Annotated in this window: 14 protein-coding genes; 2 read left to right on the top strand and 12 right to left on the bottom strand. The window is 67.7% G+C overall.

Features of this window, described 5'->3' with window-relative positions:
- Positions 1 to 2: 2 nt before the first annotated feature.
- The 11 genes from VGN58_RS00315 to smc form a co-directional block, all read right to left on the bottom strand.
- Entirely contained in the window at positions 3 to 755 is a 753-nt protein-coding gene (locus VGN58_RS00315; protein WP_327480499.1) for a DUF3011 domain-containing protein, read from the bottom strand.
- A gap of 107 nt (positions 756 to 862) precedes the next feature.
- On the bottom strand, positions 863 to 1,834 hold the full coding sequence (epmA, locus tag VGN58_RS00310; protein WP_327480497.1) for an EF-P lysine aminoacylase EpmA: 972 nt from the start codon (positions 1,832 to 1,834) through the stop codon (positions 863 to 865).
- 151 nt (positions 1,835 to 1,985) lie between these two features.
- Positions 1,986 to 4,322: an NAD-dependent DNA ligase LigA gene (gene ligA, locus VGN58_RS00305; protein ID WP_327480495.1), complete on the bottom strand. Its 2,337-nt coding sequence runs from the start codon at positions 4,320 to 4,322 to the stop codon at positions 1,986 to 1,988.
- Positions 4,323 to 4,357: 35 nt separating this feature from the next.
- Positions 4,358 to 4,705 carry a type II toxin-antitoxin system PemK/MazF family toxin gene (locus VGN58_RS00300; RefSeq protein WP_327480493.1) on the bottom strand — a complete coding sequence of 116 codons (348 nt, stop codon included), beginning with the start codon at positions 4,703 to 4,705 and terminating at the stop codon, positions 4,358 to 4,360.
- Positions 4,706 to 4,719: 14 nt separating this feature from the next.
- Positions 4,720 to 5,070, bottom strand: a complete 351-nt coding sequence (locus VGN58_RS00295) for an AbrB/MazE/SpoVT family DNA-binding domain-containing protein (protein ID WP_327480490.1) — start codon at positions 5,068 to 5,070, stop codon at positions 4,720 to 4,722.
- A 63-nt stretch (positions 5,071 to 5,133) separates the two neighbouring features.
- Entirely contained in the window at positions 5,134 to 5,493 is a 360-nt protein-coding gene (locus VGN58_RS00290) for a GFA family protein (RefSeq protein WP_327480488.1), read from the bottom strand.
- 40 nt (positions 5,494 to 5,533) lie between these two features.
- Positions 5,534 to 5,824: a hypothetical protein gene (locus tag VGN58_RS00285; RefSeq protein WP_327480486.1), complete on the bottom strand. Its 291-nt coding sequence runs from the start codon at positions 5,822 to 5,824 to the stop codon at positions 5,534 to 5,536.
- A gap of 40 nt (positions 5,825 to 5,864) precedes the next feature.
- Positions 5,865 to 6,197, bottom strand: a complete 333-nt coding sequence (locus VGN58_RS00280; RefSeq protein ID WP_327480484.1) for a low molecular weight protein tyrosine phosphatase family protein — start codon at positions 6,195 to 6,197, stop codon at positions 5,865 to 5,867.
- A gap of 93 nt (positions 6,198 to 6,290) precedes the next feature.
- Entirely contained in the window at positions 6,291 to 6,638 is a 348-nt protein-coding gene (locus VGN58_RS00275; RefSeq protein ID WP_327480482.1) for a DUF2200 domain-containing protein, read from the bottom strand.
- 926 nt (positions 6,639 to 7,564) lie between these two features.
- Positions 7,565 to 8,299, bottom strand: coding sequence for a cell division protein ZipA (gene zipA, locus VGN58_RS00270; RefSeq protein ID WP_327480480.1), 735 nt, complete (start codon positions 8,297 to 8,299; stop codon positions 7,565 to 7,567).
- Positions 8,300 to 8,333: 34 nt separating this feature from the next.
- Positions 8,334 to 11,837, bottom strand: a complete 3,504-nt coding sequence (gene smc / locus VGN58_RS00265) for a chromosome segregation protein SMC (protein ID WP_327480478.1) — start codon at positions 11,835 to 11,837, stop codon at positions 8,334 to 8,336.
- Positions 11,838 to 12,111: 274 nt separating this feature from the next.
- On the opposite strand from smc, the gene VGN58_RS00260 reads away from it, so the two are divergent.
- Positions 12,112 to 13,314 (top strand): amino acid aminotransferase, encoded by a 1,203-nt coding sequence (locus tag VGN58_RS00260; RefSeq protein ID WP_327480475.1) that lies wholly within the window; start codon positions 12,112 to 12,114, stop codon positions 13,312 to 13,314.
- Positions 13,315 to 13,382: 68 nt separating this feature from the next.
- Here VGN58_RS00260 and VGN58_RS00255 read toward each other — a convergent pair whose 3' ends face one another.
- Complete coding sequence (locus VGN58_RS00255) at positions 13,383 to 14,465, bottom strand: sn-glycerol-3-phosphate ABC transporter ATP-binding protein UgpC (RefSeq protein WP_327480472.1); 1,083 nt, start codon at positions 14,463 to 14,465, stop codon at positions 13,383 to 13,385.
- Positions 14,466 to 14,894: 429 nt separating this feature from the next.
- Here VGN58_RS00255 and glk point away from each other — a divergent pair, with 429 nt between their 5' ends.
- Positions 14,895 to 15,902, top strand: a complete 1,008-nt coding sequence (gene glk, locus VGN58_RS00250) for a glucokinase (protein ID WP_327480470.1) — start codon at positions 14,895 to 14,897, stop codon at positions 15,900 to 15,902.
- Positions 15,903 to 16,022 lie beyond the last annotated feature (120 nt).

Below are 16,022 nucleotides of genomic sequence, written 5' to 3'. Positions count from 1 at the left end.
CACTACCAGTTGCGGAACTCGGCCCGGCAGCCGTCGGTCACCCACACCCCGCGGTTGTCGCGGCCCCACGTGCGGCCCTCGATGCAGGCGCTGCTGGAGAGCTGGCGTACCAGCTCCACCCGGCGGCCGTCGATGCCGCAGGTCCGCGTGCGCCCGTTGTCCGACTCGCAGCGGAACGTGCGGCCATAGATGCCGCCGTTGTTGCCCCACTGGCCGCCGTTACCCCAACCGCCGCCATGGCCACGGCCATAGACCTCGAACTCGGCCCGGCAGCCCTGGGTCACCCACAGGCCGCGACGGTCCTGCCCCCACGTCTGCCCCTCGACGCAACGCGAACTCGACAGCTGGCGCACCAGGCGGACGTCGGCGCGCGCAGGGATCGGACAGGTGCGCGTACGACCGTTCTCCGATTCGCAGCGGATGCGCTGGCCGTTGCCCGACCAACCGCCATTGCCCCAACCGCCGCGGGCGCTGGTGAACTCGGCACGGCAGCCACGATCCACCCACACGCCATTGCGACCCTGGCCCCAGTTGCGGCCCTCCTCGCAGCGCGTGCTCGACAGCTGGCGCGTCAGCTGTACCCCGCCACGCGTATCCATCGCGCATTCGCGGTAGCGGTTGCTGGGCGATTCGCAGCGGATCGTCTGGCCACCGCCGTAATGGCGGTCACCGTACTGCGGCGCCGCCTTCGCCGCCGCCGCGCCGAGCAGCGCGGCAGTTCCCACCATCAGTGAAGCGATCAGTCGGCGTTCCATGGCAGTGTCCTCATGAGTGTTGGATCGCAATCTACGCAGCGAAAATGAACACGGCCTCACGTAACCGTTTGCAGTCCATCGCGTCTCTTCCCGTGTTTGGCTGGCTTTCAGCCGCGCGCGAAGTCGAAGGCCACTACGTCGGCGATGCGCGGGGTATCCCGCATGGCCATCAGCAGACGATCGACCCCCAGCGCCACGCCCGCGCATGACGGCATGCCGTGCTCCAGCGCGGCCAACAGCGCCTCGTCCATCGGAGGCGCGATGTCGCCACGCGCCTGCCGCACCGCCATGTCGCGCTCGAATCGCCGGCGTTGCTCCACCGCATCCGTCAGCTCGTGATAGCCGTTGGCCAGTTCCAGCGCACCCAGATACAACTCGAAACGCTCCGCCACCGGCACGCCATCGCGCTCCACCACACGGGCCAGCGCGGACTGCGTGGCCGGGTAGTCCTGCACGACGAGGATCCCGTCGCGACCGAAGGCAGGCTGCAGCCGGTGCGTCATCAACAGGTCCAGCCAGTCGTCGCGGGTCAGGCCCTCGCCATCGATGGCGATGCCGGCCGCCGCGTTGCGCAGGGCGTCCAGGTCGGCCGTCATCGGATCGAACCCCAGGCGCTGCAGGTACAGGTCGCGGAAGCGGATGCGCGCCACCGTCGCCTCCCGGCCGATCATCGACAGCGCCGCCTGCACCAGCGCCACGGTCTCGTCGATCAGCGGCTCCAGTGTCCAGCCCACGCGGTACCACTCCAGCATGGTGAACTCCGGGTTGTGGCGCCCACCGGCCTCGCCATCGCGGAACACGCGGCCCAGTTCGTAGCAATCGCCCACGCCCGCCGCGAGCAGGCGCTTCAGCGGGAACTCCGGCGACGTCCGCAACCAGCGCGTACGCGGCGCGCCGTCGGTACGGCCGGAAAAGTCCAGCGAGAACGAGGCGATGTTCGCGTCGGTGTTGCCGGCGCGGGACATCATCGGCGTCTCGACCTCCAGCACGTCGCGGGCGTGGAAGAACTCTCGCATGAGGCGGTTGAGGGAGGCACGCAGGCGCAGCGCGTCCATCGTCGCAGAGGGTTGCCAGGTCATCGGCCCTGCTCCTCTGTAGGAGCGACGTCAGTCGCGACCGCACCCCAAAGGCAACCCGCGTTCTGCCGTCGCGCGCGATAGCCAGCCTGCCCGGGAAAGGAATGCTTCCGGTCGCGACTGACGTCGCTCCTACAGAGGTACCGCCGCGATCTCACGCATGCTGCTCCAGGAACGCCAGCAGCTGCGCTTCGTCCCAGATCTCGATGCCGAGTTCCTGCGCCTTGGCGAGCTTGGAGCCAGCGGCTTCGCCGGCGACCACCAGGTGCGTCTTCTTCGACACGCTGCCGGCGACCTTCGCACCGAGGGCTTCGAGTTTCTCGCCGGCCTCGTCGCGGCTCATCGCGGCCAGGCCGCCGGTGAGCACCACGGTCTTGCCGTCGAGCGGGCCTGAAGACACCTCGGCCTCCTCCGGCGTATTCGCCAGCAACTCCTCGAGTGCGGCACCGCTGCGCGTCAGCAGGTGCACATTGGCTTCGTCCTCCAGCCACGCGGCGAAAGCATGGGCCGAGTCGCTGGGCAGGCCGGCGGTGACGAAGTTGTGCGCAGGCGCATCCAACAACGCGTCGACCGACGGGAACGCGGAAGCCAGCTGTTCGGCACGTACACGGGTGACTTTCGGAATCTCCAGGTCGACCAGCAGCGTCGCCAGGTCCAATCCGGCGCGCAGCTTGCCGGACGGTGCGTGCGTGTCGCCGATGACGACACCGCGCGCCAGCAGGTCGTCGATGGCCTGCTGGTTGCCGGGCTGGTCGAAGAAGTGGCCGAGCGAGCGCGCCACTTCGCCGCCGATGTCCGGCACGCGCTTGAACAGCGGCCACGGCAGGTGGCGGATGCGCTGCAGGTCGCCGAACCACTGCGCCAGCGCCTTCGCCGTGCTTTCGCCCACATGCTGGATGCCGAGTGCGAACAGGAAGCGCTCCAGCGTGGTGGTCCGGCTGCGGTCGATGGCCTCGATCAGGTTCTCGGCCCATTTGGTCGCCACTTTGCCGGCCTTGACGGTGTCGGGCGTAGTCCCGTCCCTCTCGTCCACCTGCCGCTTCATCGCCAGCAGATCCTCCAGCGTCAGCTTGTAGAGGTCGGCGATGGAGGCGAGATACCCGAGGTCGGAGAGGTCCTCGATATAGCGGTCGCCCAGGCCTTCGATGTCCATGGCACGACGCGAGGCGAAGTGGCGCAGCGACTCCTTGCGCTGCGCCGGGCAGCTCAGTTCGCCCGAGCAGCGCCAGACCGCCTGGCCTTCCTCGCGCACGATCTCGGCGCCGCACACCGGGCAGTGCGGCGGCATCTGCCACGGCTGCGTGCCGTCGGGGCGGCGGTCGAGGATCACGCCGGCCACTTCCGGGATGACGTCGCCGGCGCGGCGCACGATCACGTGGTCGCCCACGCGCACGTCGAGCCGCGCGATCTGGTCGGCGTTGTGCAGCGTGGCATTGGTGACGATCACGCCGGCCACGTGCACCGGCGTCAGTCGCGCGACCGGGGTGGCGGCGCCGGTGCGGCCGATCTGGATCTCGATGGCCTCGACGGTGGTCGCCTGTTCCTGCGCCGGGAACTTGTGCGCGATCGCCCAGCGCGGCGCGCGCGAGACGAAACCCATCTCGCGCTGCCCTTCGCCGTCGTCCAGCTTGTAGACCACGCCGTCGATGTCGAACGGCAACCCGTCGCGTGCCTCGCCGATGCGGCGGTAGTAGTCGAGCAGGCCCTCGGCGCCTTCCACCACGTCGCTGAGGCTGCTGACCGGGAAGCCCCACGCGCGCAACTGCTTCAACGTGGCCGAATGCGTGTCGGGCAGTTCGCCGCCTTCGACCAGGCCGGTGCCGTAGGCGAAGAACGCCAGCGGCCGCTGCGCGGTGATGCGTGGGTCCAACTGCCGCAGCGAGCCGGCGGCGCCGTTGCGCGGATTGGCCAGCACCTTGCCGCCATGCAGGCGGGCGTGTTCGTTGTATTTCTCGAAATCGGCGCGCGGCATGTAGACCTCGCCGCGCACTTCCAGCACGGCCGGCCAGTCCTTGCCGCGCAGCTTCAGCGGAATCGCCTTGACCGTGCGCAGGTTGAGGGTGACGTCCTCCCCGGTGGTGCCATCCCCGCGGGTGGCGCCCTGCACGAAGACGCCGTCCTCGTAGCGCAGGCTGATCGCCAGGCCGTCGAGTTTGGGCTCGGCGGAGAACGTCAGCGTGGGACGCTTCAGTTTCTCGGCGATGCGGCGGACGAAGTCGTGCACTTCCTCCTCGCTGAAGGCGTTGCCCAGCGACAGCATGGGAATCGCATGGCGGACCTCGGCGAACTTGCCCGCCGGCGCATTGCCCACCCGCTGGGTGGGCGAGTCCGCCGTGATCAGATCCGGATGCGCAGCCTCCAGTTCGTCCAGCTCGCGCAGCAGGCGGTCGTACTCGGCGTCCGGGATGCTGGGCTCGTCGAGCACGTGGTAGCGGTAGTTGGCGTCCTCCAGCTGGCGGCGGAGGTCGGCGATGCGGGCGGCGGGTTCCATGGCGCGATTCTACCGGCCGCAGCGCGATGCGAGCGTCACTCCAGGATGGCGTGCACCGCGTCCAGTGCCTCCTGCACCAGCCCATCCGGCGCCTTCTCGATCCTCTTGAACGTGCGCGCACGCGCGTCCACGGTTCGCGTCTGGTCGCACAGGACGATCCCCTGCGTACGCAGCCCCGTGCCCATCAGCGTCACGCTGAATCCGTTCGCACGGGCCGCGTGACCGCCTTGCGTAATGGGAGCCACCAGAAGCAGGCCTGAGGCCTGATTGAAGGCGCTGGCAGACAGCACCAGCACGGGACGGGCGCAGCGGATCTCGCGCCCCTGTGTCGGGTCCAGGCTCAGTTCCAGGATGTCGCCGCGCTGTGGGATTCCCTTGCCCATAGTGTCCGCTCCTCCTAGAGCAGTTCGCGCCCGACCGGCTCATCCTCGAGCCACGCGTCGTCCCTGGTCCACGCGGCGGGGGTGGCGGGACTGGCAGCCAGGCGATCCGCCAGCGACCTGCGTGCCGGCGAAACCGTCAGCGTACGGCCCTCCACCATCAACTCCACGACCGAACCTGCCTCGACAGCCAAGGTGCTGGCGATGGCCTTCGGAATGGAGAGGATGATGGAACCGCCGGACTGGCGAAGGATCGCGGTACAGGACATGGAAGCGCGCTGAAGTTTTACCCACGTAAAACCTACGTCACCCGCCCAGTGATTGCAAGCAAGCGTCAGAACGGCGCCGGTGATGTCGGCTGCGGACATTGCCGTGCCGATGACACGCGCTCGCATGCCGGTAGATGGCCAGTCCCGGCCGTTCCCTCCCGCCTACGGCATCCCCGCCCCGACCGTCATCCGCACCAGAATGCCGGCCGGGTCGAAGCCATCCAGGCAGTACACATTGACGCCGTAGTAGTCCGGGGTGACGCGCTTACGGTGGAACGGATAGATGCCGCAGATCATGCAGAAATGGTGGTGCGCGGTGTGCGTGTGGAACCGGTAGTCCGCCAGCGCGTCGGCCCCCGACAGCAGGCGAAAGGCACTTTCGTGCACCTTCACCATCAGTGCGTTCTTCTTGCGGCAGATCGAGCAGTCGCACTGGGTCAGCTCGGGGAAGTCGGTGTCGATCTCGAAGCGGATGGCGCCGCAGTGGCAGCTGCCGGTGTAGGTCTGCGAGGGGCGGCTCATGCGTCTTCCATCAGGAGGAGTCGAACGGAACGTCGACATGCTATCGCGTGACGACATCGCGCCAGACCAGCAGGATGTCGGCCGCGCGGGCGGCCCGCTCCTGCGTACCCGGCAGCCCCATCGAGACGTCGGCGATGCCGACAAGATGGGCGACCAGCGTCTCCGCATCCGCGCCTCGCCACAGCAGCGTGCAGACGCCATCCACGTAGCCGTCGTACTCGTCGCGCGCTTCGGGTTTCCCGGCGACGCCGATGGGATCCCATACGTAGTGCAACACTTCGCTGACGGCGCGATGGAGCACGGCGGCTTCCGTTTCCATGGTCGAGGTCATGGCGGGCTCTGGTGCAAGGGTGCGCCAGCGTAACCGCAGATCAGGCAGCGGGAAGGAAGCGCGTCACCTTCTGTTCGAGCAGACGCACCAGCGCGGGGGCCATGTAGTCGTAGTCGTCGGGAATATCAAGGCAGATCACGCGTTTGCCATTGAGATGGCGCTTGAACTTCGCGGAGAGTCGGTTGCGGTGCACCTTCTCCATCACGAACACCACGTCGGCCCACGCAAGCAGTTCGGGCGAGACCGGTACCTCCGCATCGTTGCCCAGCCCGGCAGATGCCGTCTCCACGCCGGGCCAGCCGGCGAATACGTGCTCCGCCGTCGGGCTGCGCAGGCGGTTCTGGGTGCAGACGAAGAGGACGTTGCGGGGCATGGCGGGAGTGTGCGGGATCGCGAGGCGGTGGGCCAAGGCCCACCCTACGTACATCGCGACCTGCGTAGGGCGGGCCTAGGCCCGCCGCCCGGCTCACCGCAGGATCTTCTCCATCGCTTTCCCCTTCGCCAGTTCGTCCACCAGCTTGTCGAGGTAGCGGATCTTCTGCATCAGCGGGTCTTCAACATCCTCCACGCGCACGCCGCAGACCACACCCTTGATGAGCGACGCGCGCGGATGGAGCTGCGGGGCTTCGGCGAAGAAGGTCTCGAAATCCTTCTTCGCCCCGATCTGCCGCTCGAGTCCCGCTTGGTCATACCCGGTCAGCCAGCGGATGACCTCATCGACCTCGGCCTTCGTCCGGCCCTTGCGCTCGGCCTTCTGCACGTACAGCGGATACACGCTGGCGAAGGAGGTGGTGAAGATGCGGTGGCTGGACATCGTCATGCCTCCAGAGACACGCAATAAAACGGTGAACAGCAATCGTAGAATAGGTAGAGCCGAAGGCGGCTTTCAATGGCGCAGCCGGTCTACCCATCAAGATCTATCGACGCACATGACGATGGGTACCGCTTCGCTCAACAAATCCTACACGCCCCAGTCAAAGTTGATCACACCATCCCGCCCGTCCCGCATCCGAACTCGTAGATTCTCAGGTCGGTAAACAAGCTCCGCAGTTGCGAGATGCTCCGGCCAAGAACCGCGGGCCATTTCACCAATCCTGCTGGGAGCGTGCCCGGGATTCAAAGACAGGAAGAAGTACATCCTTGCAATCAAAAATAGTGCACCGCCTATTTCCGCATCCCGCACAAACGGGCTGCACATAATCTCCCCAGGATTCGCCTCATAGGGTTCAATGCATCGAAGAAAATACAGACCCATACGATGGGTCAAATTTAAGCTCCCGAACGCAACATCAACCAAGTAAGGAGGCGCAGCCCCACACGCACCGCCTGTCATGCCCACCCCAATTTTTGCGTCGCCCCCCCAACTGAAATATTTATGAGGGTTTTTAGAAGCCAACGCTCAAAGTCGAATCCGAGAACATATCTAGAATCGACCGGATCTCGGAGCGAACGACTTACCAACAGACCGACTTCATCTACGCCAGAAAGGAGACTGTTGTGACGCCGGCACAGAATCTTGCTCGTAAGCGAATTGACCCCCACCTTCCTCCAGGTCGGACACCAATCAAAACCCATCACCGTGACAGTGGTTTCAGGCAACAGCGCCTTGGATACCAAATGCTCCCTGGATGCTCCTCCTTCACATGCGTCAAAACCCGCCGCCCAACATTTTCCGCTTTTGACGCTGGGCGTTATGGTTGTCATGGGCCAACGAAGAGTTGAGCTAGTCCAACCGCAACTTCACCACCGCGGCGCCTTCGTCAACGGCGGCGCCTCATGCTGCCGGTCGTACGCGCGCAGTTCCTCGCGGATGTGCTGGATGCGCTGGCGGCCGAGGGTGTTGCGGCTGTCGTCGAGGACCACGCCGCCCAGCAGTTCGGCCATGCGCTCGACGTTGGGCAGCAGCTTCTCCCAGGCTTCCAGTGCGGTCATCGGCGCGGGCAGCGTGAGGAAGAAGGCGATGGCCGGGGTTTCCAGCGTGCGGATGGTGGCCATGTCGAAACTGCCCGGCTGCATGATGTTGGCCATGCTGAAGACCGGGCCGCGTTCCGGGTGCCCTTCCACCAGTCTGTGGAAGACATTCATGTGACCGAAGGTCAGGCCGGTCTTTTCGGCGGCCACCACGATGTCCTCGCCGCGCAGCACCTGGCCGGCCTTGGCCGCCACGTAGAGCGAGACGATCTTGTCGAAATCCTGGCTGGGACGCTTGCCCAGGTCGCTCTCCACGCCGGCGACCGGCGTGCCGCCCGCCAGGCCCAGTTCGGGCTGGCTGATGCGCTCTTCGCTGTAGTCCTGCACCTGCTCGCTGGTGTCGTCGCCGGACAGGCTGGGCTCGACGCGCGCGGTGTCGCGTTCGGTGGTTTCGATGCGGCGGCCCTGGCTGGGCTTCTTGGGACGTCCGAACAGGAAGATCGCCACCAGCAACAGGACGCCGGCGACGAGGATTCCGATACGAAGCATGGCCATGTCGGACACAGGGATTTCTCCGGCAGGTTGGGATCGATCAGGGTCAGGCGGCGCCGGCCAGGCGGGCGGCTTCTTCCAGGTCCACCGACACCAGCCGGCTGACACCGGGCTCGCGCATGGTAACGCCACTGAGCTGGTGTGCGGCTTCCATCGTGGCCTTGTTGTGCGACACGAACAGGAACTGCACCTTCTCGCTCATCTCCTTCACCATGGCGGTGAAGCGGCCGACGTTGGCCTCGTCGAGCGGCGCATCGACTTCGTCCAGCAGGCAGAACGGCGCGGGATTGAGCTGGAAGATGGCGAACACCAGCGCCACCGCGGTCATCGCCTTCTCGCCGCCGGACAGCAGCGAGATGTTGGACACGCGCTTGCCCGGGGGGCGCGCCATGATGGCCACGCCGGTGTCGAGCAGGTCCTCGCCGGTCAGTTCCAGGTAGGCGTGGCCGCCGCCGAACAGGCGTGGATACAGCTGCTGCACGCCGGCGTTGACGCGGTCGAAGGTGTCCTTGAAGCGGCCTCGGGTCTCGCGGTCGATCTTGCGGATGGCCTCTTCCAGGGTTTCGAGCGCGGTGGTGAGGTCGACGTGCTGCGCGTCCAGGTATTCCGAGCGCTGGCTGGCCTCGCCGTATTCGTGGATCGCGGCCAGGTTGACCGGCTCCAGCCGGCGCATGCGGCCGTCGATCTGGGTGACGCTCTGCTCCCACTCGCGGATGTCGGCGACCTCGGGCAGCGTGTTGATCACGTCCTCCAGCACGAAACCGCCGGCGACGACGGCCTCGGACAGCTGCTCGGCCTTCAGCGCGAGCGCCTGCTGGTCGAGCTTGCGCTGCGAGATGCGCTCGCGCTGGGCCACGGCCTGCTCGTCGCGCTGCTGGCGGGTCTGTTCGTACTGGCGCAGTTCGTTGTCGATGCCTTCCAGCAGCGAACGCGCCTCGGCCAGCTGGCGGTCAGCGGTGACGCGGTGCTCCAGCGCGGCCTGGCGCTGGGCTTCCAGTTCCTGCACCGGCGAATCGCCTTCGCTCAGCTGCAGGGTGAGTTCCTCCAGGCGCGAATCGAGCTGGCCGCGCTGGCCGCCCATGCGTTCGAGCGCCTGGCTCAGCGAGGCGATCTGGGTGCGCTGCGATTCCAGCGTCAGCGCCAGTGCGTGGGCGCTGTCGCGCGAGGCACGGGCGGCCTCGCGGGCCTGGTCGCGGGCGTCGACGAGCTGGCGGCGCTCGCTTTCCAGCGCCTGCCGGGCGGACTCCAGGTCGCCCATGCGGGCGATCGCGTCTTCCAGCTTCGCGCGGGCTTCGCGGGCCTGCTCGCGGCTGGCGTCGAGCGTTTCGACCAGTTGCGCGATCTCGCCGTCGATGCGTTCCAGGCGGGTGCGCGTGGCCTCCACCTTGCCCTGCTGGCTCTGCAGCTGGCCGGCCAGTTCGGACACGCCGCGGTGTGCCATGTACAGCGTGCGCTGGGCGTCCTCGCGCTGCTGCTCGGCGGCGAGCAGCTGGTCGCGCAGGCTGGCCAGGCGTTCTTCCAGTTCGGCTTCGCGCGCCTGCAGGGTTTCGATCTCGCCGCGCAGCGCCTGGATCTCTCGCTCGCGCAGCAGCGCGCCCTGCTTGGCCGCGCCGGAGCGCAGCACGCGCACCCAGCCGGCGCCGAGGCGCTCGCCGTTGCGGGTGATGACGGAGTCGCCCTCGCCCAGCTGCGACTGCAGGCAGCGGGCTTCGTTGAGGTCTTCCGCGGTGTGCAGGCGGGCCAGCAGGCGGCGGATCGCCGCCGGACCCTGCACCTTCGCCGCCAGCGAGGTCGGCGCGAACGCGACGTCGCCCCGGTCATCCGACACCAGCGCGATGCGGCCCTCGCCGAGTTCGCCGAGGGCATCGACGAGCGCTTCGGGGGCATCGACCAGCACGCCTTCGATCAGCTGGCCGAGCGCGCCTTCGACGGCATTCTCCCAGCCCGGCTCGACGGTCAGCTTCTCGCCGACGCGCGAGGCATTGTCCAGGCCGCGCGCCTTCAGCCAGCTCATCGCGGCGCCCTGCTCCTGGCCCAGCGCGGCGTGCTGCAGGGTTTCCAGCGAGGACAGGCGGCCGCGGGCTTCCTGCGCGCGCTTGCGCACGTCGGACAGTTCGGTCTGGGTGGCGCGCTGCTGTTCCTGCACGTCGGCGGCGGCCTGCTTGCGCGCCTCGACCTGCTCGGTCAGCGTCTCCAGCGATTCCTTCTGGGTATCGTGCTGCAGCTGCAGCTGCTCGAACGCGGACGCCAGCGCGTCCAGGTCCAGTCCGGTGCGTTCATTGGCCAGCGCTTCACGGCGGCGCTCGGCTTCCAGCGACTGCCGGTCGAGGTAGTCCACGCGGGTGCGCTCGACGTCGCCGGCGCGCGAGGCTTCCGCCGATTCGCGGCTGTGGGTTTCCCAGCGCTGCTGCCAGTCGGCCAGCGCGGCCTCGGCCTCGCGCAGCGCGTCCTGGCGGAACACGTCGTCCTCGCGAAGCTGTTCGAGCTGCGGTTCGGCATCGGCGACGGATTCGCGCAGCACGTTCAGGCGGGTCTGGTCCCCGCTGATGTGCTGGCCGAGTTCCTGCAGGGCGTTGTGGGCTTCGTCGCGCGCGCGCTTCAGGCGGTCGGCCAGCTCGCGCTGGTGCTGGATCTGCTGTTCGATGCGGGCCAGCGTGCTGCCGACCTGGTAGACCTCGCCCTGCGCCTTGTTGAGCGCGTCGGCGGCTTCCTCGCGGCGCACGCGGTCGGTTTCCAGCAGGCGTTCGGCTTCGCGCTGTTCGGCGATCAGCTGCTGCAGCCTGGTCTCTTCCTCCGCCAGTTTCTCGCGCAGGCCCTGCAGCCTGCCATCCAGGCCGCGGTACTCCAGCGCCTTCCACTCGGCATCCTTGACCCGGCGCTCTTCCTGCAGGGCCTTGTACTGCTCCGCCTGCTTGGCCTGGCGCTTGAGGTGCTCGAGCTGCTTGCCGATCTCCTCGCGCAGGTCGTTCAGGCGATCCAGGTTCTCGCGGGTGTGGCGGATGCGGGTTTCGGTTTCCTTGCGGCGCTCCTTGTACTTGGAGATGCCGGCGGCCTCCTCCAGGTACACGCGCAGGTCTTCCGGCCGCGCCTCGATGATCTGGCTGATCATGCCCTGCTCGATGATCGAGTAGCTGCGCGGCCCCAGCCCGGTACCGAGGAACAGGTCGGTGATGTCGCGGCGGCGGCACTTGGTGCCGTTGAGGTAGTAGTTGCTCTGCCCGTCGCGGCTGACCAGGCGGCGGACCGAGATCTCGTTGAACGCGGCGAATTCGCCGCTGATGGTGTGGTCGCTGTTGTCGAAGATCAGCTCGACCGAGGCCTGCGACACCGGCTTGCGCGCGGCCGAGCCCGAAAAGATCACGTCGGTCAGCGAGTCGCCGCGCAGGCGGCTGGCCGAGCTCTCGCCCATCACCCAGCGCACGGCGTCGATGATGTTCGACTTGCCGCAGCCGTTCGGGCCGACCACGCCGGTCATGTTGGTCGGCAGGTGCAGCACGGTGGGATCGACGAACGACTTGAAGCCGGACAGCTTGATGGTGGAAAGGCGCATGCGACGGTGTCTTCCGGGCACCGCGACCGGACCGGTCCGACGCAATGCCCCTAGTGTGAAATGGGATCAGCTTCGACTGCCAAGTGGTTGATTATCGGGCAATCCGGCCTGCCATCCGGCACGCCAACGGATGAGTATAGCCGCCCCTGTCACGCGATGCCCGGGCCTGCGGGCGCAGTACGCCGATGCGGTACGGGCGTACGGACCCGCCGCGCGCCTGTTAGCATCGCGGCGGCTTCACCCCCCTCCCTCACCCATCAACGGTCCCCACTCCGTGTCTCTTTTTGCATCCGTCGAACTGGTGCCCGGCGACCCCATCCTGGGGCTGACCGAGGCGTACAACGCCGATCCCCGCACCCAGAAGGTCAACCTGGGCGTCGGCATTTATTACGACGAACAGGGGCGCATTCCCCTGCTCGACTGCGTCCGCCAGGTGGAACAGGCGCTGGCCGCCGAAGGCAAACCGCGCGGCTACCTGCCGATCGACGGCCTGGCCGCCTACGACGCCGCCACCCGCGAGCTGGTGTTCGGCAAGGATTCGGAGCTGGTCGCCGCCGGCCGCGTGGCCACCACCCAGACCGTCGGCGGCAGCGGCGCGCTGCGCGTGGGCGCGGACCTGCTGAAGAAGCTGCTGCCGCACGCCACCATCGCGATCAGCAACCCGAGCTGGGAGAACCATCGCGCGGTGTTCGGCGCGGCCGGCTTCGACATCGTCGACTACACCTACTTCGACGCCGCCACGCATGGCCTGGACTTCACCGGCATGCTGGCCGACCTGGGCCAGCTGCAGCCGGGTACCGTCGTCCTGCTGCACGCCTGCTGCCACAACCCCACCGGCGCCGACCTGACCGTCGAGCAATGGACGCAGGTGGCCGCGCTGATGAAGGACCGCGGCCTGTTCCCCTTCATCGACATGGCCTACCAGGGCTTCGACCAGGGCATCGCCGAGGACGGCGCGGCCGTGCGCATCGTCGCCGGGGCCGGCATCGACAGCTTCATCGTCGCCAACTCGTATTCCAAGTCGTTCTCGCTGTACGGCGAACGCGTCGGCGCACTGTCGGTGGTCGGCCCGGATGCGAGCGCGACCAAGGCCGTGCAGTCGCAGGTCAAGCGCATCATCCGCACCATCTATTCCAGTCCGTCGACGCACGGCGCCGCCCTCGTCGCCGGCGTGCTGGCCAGCCGCGAGCTGCGCGCACTGTGGGAAAGCGAGCTGGGAGGCATGCGCGAACGCATCCACGCGCTGCGTGCCGGCCTGGTGGACAAGCTGGCTGCGCTCGGTGCGCCGGAGTTCGCCTTCATCCAGCAGCAGGCGGGCATGTTCTCGTACTCCGGCCTGAGCAAGGCGCAGGTGGACCGTTTGCGCGACGAGTTCGGCATCTACGCCGTCGGCACGGGCCGCATCTGCGTGGCCGCGCTGAACCAGCAGAACCTGGCCTATGTGGCGGAGGCGGTGCGCACGGTCAGTCGCGGCTGACCTGCGTCGCCAGGAGAAACGAAAAAGGGAGGCCACGGCCTCCCTTTTTCGTTGCGGCGGCGTGCGCCTCAGCCCAGCCGCAGGCCGCTGTCCGGGTCGAAGCAGTGCAGCACCGCATTCTCGACCGTGATCCGCAGCCCCTGCCCCGGTTCCGGCAGCGCCTGCGGGGGCATGCGCGCCACCAGCGACTGGCCGACGAAGCGCAGGTTGACGAAGACCTCGTTGCCGACGGGCTCGATGAGGTCGACATGCGCCTCGAACGCGGGTTTGCCGATACCGGCAGGCTGCAGGTGTTCCGGACGGATGCCCAGGGCGATGCGCCGTCCGCGCCAGGCATCGGCGACCGCGGCGTGACCCAGTGGGATCTGGCCACCACCGTCCAGGACCAGCTGCAGGCCTTCCTCCTGCCGAAGCGTGCCATGCAACACGTTCATGGCCGGACTGCCGAGGAATCCGGCCACGAACAGGTTGGCCGGCCGTTCGTACAGCGCCATCGGCGTGTCGATCTGCTGGATCTCGCCGTCCTTCAGCACCACGATGCGCTGGCCCAGCGTCATCGCTTCGACCTGGTCGTGGGTCACGTAGATCATCGTCGCGCCGAGCTTGCGATGCAGGCGGCCGATCTCGGTGCGCACGGAGTGGCGCAGCTTGGCGTCCAGGTTCGACAGCGGCTCGTCGAGCAGGAACACCGACGGCTCGCGCACCAGCGCCCGGCCCAGCGCCACGCGCTGGCGTTGTCCGCCGGACATCTCGCGCGGCAGCTTGCCCAGCATGTCGGTCATGCCCAGCGTCTCCGCCGCATCGCGGACGCGCCGGTCGATCTCCGCGCGCGGCACGCCGCGGAGCTTCAACCCGAAGGCGAGGTTCTCCGCCACCGTCATGTGCGGGTACAGCGCGTAACTCTGGAACACCATCGCGATGTCGCGGTCCTTCGGCGCCACGTCGTTGACGCGCCGCTCGCCGATCAGCAGATTGCCTTCGGAGATTTCCTCCAAGCCGGCGATCATCCGCAGCAGCGTGGACTTGCCGCAGCCGGACGGACCGACCAGCACCATGAGCTCGCCGTCGGCGATTTCGAAACTGGCCCCGTGCACGGCCACCTGGCCGTTGTCGTACACCTTGCGCACGCGGTCGAGTTGGACGCTGGCCATCATTGCTCCGGTCGGGCGACGCCCGTGACTGTTCGCTGCATCCGGCCCTCCCGGGTGCAGGCACGCCCTGTCGGGCGATGCGCTCGGCTTCCCGTTCCTTGGTCGGGGAAGTTGGGCTATTCTGCCATGTAACCGTTTTCATGGCGCAAGCGCATCGCGCGCCTGCCTTGCCCGTCGCCCTTCGCTCTGCCCACCGTCCATGTCCTATCCGCCACGCCGCGCGCGCGATCGCGCACCGACCGACTCCGGCACGACGCATACGTATACGGATGGCGCGTTCGCCAATGGGCGCGCGCACCGTCGGCGCAGGTGCGCGCTATCATGCGCCGCCCACGCGATGTGGCCCCTTCCCGGCAGCACAGGATCGATCAGGCGAATGCAGCGGACCCGTTTTGGAAGCCACCCCGCAGGGAACAGGATGTTGGCCGCATGAGCAGCACCGATCGCGTCCTCCTCGCCGACATCGGCGGCACCAATGCACGCTTCGCGCTGGCCGATACGTCCGCGTCCGTGCCACTGCTGGACGACAGCGTGCGCGAGTTCGTCGTCGCCGACTTCCCCTCGCTCGCCGATGCCGCTCAGCACTACCTGGACGAGACCGGCGCGACTGCGCAGAACGGGGTGTTCGCCGTCGCCGGCCGCGTCGATGGCGATGAGGCCCGCATCACCAACCACCCGTGGGTCATCTCGGTGAACCGGACGCGGCAGGCGCTCGGTTTCCAGGGCCTGAAGCTGGTCAACGACTTCGCCGCGCAGGCGATGGCGGTGTCGCTGCTGACGCCGAAGGACGTGGTGGCGATCGGCGGCGCGCAGTGGCGCCCCGCTCCGTTAAGCGAGGCGCGCACCTACGCCGTCATCGGCCCCGGCACCGGCCTGGGCGTGGCCGCGCTGGTGATCCGCGACGGCCGCGCGTATGCGCTGGAAACCGAGGGCGGCCACGTTAGCTTCCCGCCCGGCACGCCGGAAGAGATCCGCATCCTCGACATCCTGTCGGCGCAGTTCGGCCGCGTGTCGAACGAACGCCTGATCTGCGGCCCGGGTCTGGTCAATCTGTATCGCGCGCTGAGCGAAATCGCCGGCGAAGATCCCGGCGGTCCGATCGAGCCGAAGGACGTCACCGCGCGCGCCGCCGCCGGCGATCCGCGTTGCGTGCGCACGCTGGATGTCTTCTGTGCGGTCTTCGGCGCCATCGCCGGCGACCTGGTGCTGACCACCGGCGCATGGGACGGCGTGTTCCTGACCGGCGGCCTGGTGCCGAAACTGCTGACGTCGCTGCAGCATTCCGGCTTCCGCCAGCGCTTCGAACACAAGGGCCGCTTCTCGCCGGCGATGGGTCGCGTGCCCACGCTCGCGAACATGCATCCGCGCCCCGGCCTGCTCGGCGCGGCGGCGTATGCGGTCGAGTTGTTCGCACCGGCATCCCCCGCGCACGCCTGAGGTTTTGCGCAGATGCGCGCTGCAATGCAACACCGGCAGCGCGACGATGCGCGGACTGGTCTGCCTTTGGTCGCTTTCGCGGCTGCGGCAAAGGCGGTAGAAAGCATCATGCTGTCGCTG

This window comes from Pseudoxanthomonas sp. (assembly GCF_035999195.1).
Taxonomy (GTDB): domain Bacteria; phylum Pseudomonadota; class Gammaproteobacteria; order Xanthomonadales; family Xanthomonadaceae; genus Pseudoxanthomonas_A.
Note: the sequence above shows the minus strand (reverse complement) of the source record. Positions and strands in the feature narration are given on the sequence as shown.

Coding starts and splice junctions, on each gene's coding strand:
- VGN58_RS00315 (WP_327480499.1), bottom strand. CDS start 755: ATGGAACGCCGACTGATCGCTTCACTGATGGTGGGAACTGCCGCGCTG.
- epmA (WP_327480497.1), bottom strand. CDS start 1,834: ATGACCTGGCAACCCTCTGCGACGATGGACGCGCTGCGCCTGCGTGCC.
- ligA (WP_327480495.1), bottom strand. CDS start 4,322: ATGGAACCCGCCGCCCGCATCGCCGACCTCCGCCGCCAGCTGGAGGAC.
- VGN58_RS00300 (WP_327480493.1), bottom strand. CDS start 4,705: ATGGGCAAGGGAATCCCACAGCGCGGCGACATCCTGGAACTGAGCCTG.
- VGN58_RS00295 (WP_327480490.1), bottom strand. CDS start 5,070: ATGTCCGCAGCCGACATCACCGGCGCCGTTCTGACGCTTGCTTGCAAT.
- VGN58_RS00290 (WP_327480488.1), bottom strand. CDS start 5,493: ATGAGCCGCCCCTCGCAGACCTACACCGGCAGCTGCCACTGCGGCGCC.
- VGN58_RS00285 (WP_327480486.1), bottom strand. CDS start 5,824: ATGACCTCGACCATGGAAACGGAAGCCGCCGTGCTCCATCGCGCCGTC.
- VGN58_RS00280 (WP_327480484.1), bottom strand. CDS start 6,197: ATGCCCCGCAACGTCCTCTTCGTCTGCACCCAGAACCGCCTGCGCAGC.
- VGN58_RS00275 (WP_327480482.1), bottom strand. CDS start 6,638: ATGTCCAGCCACCGCATCTTCACCACCTCCTTCGCCAGCGTGTATCCG.
- smc (WP_327480478.1), bottom strand. CDS start 11,837: ATGCGCCTTTCCACCATCAAGCTGTCCGGCTTCAAGTCGTTCGTCGAT.
- VGN58_RS00255 (WP_327480472.1), bottom strand. CDS start 14,465: ATGGCCAGCGTCCAACTCGACCGCGTGCGCAAGGTGTACGACAACGGC.
- glk (WP_327480470.1), top strand. CDS start 14,895: ATGAGCAGCACCGATCGCGTCCTCCTCGCCGACATCGGCGGCACCAAT.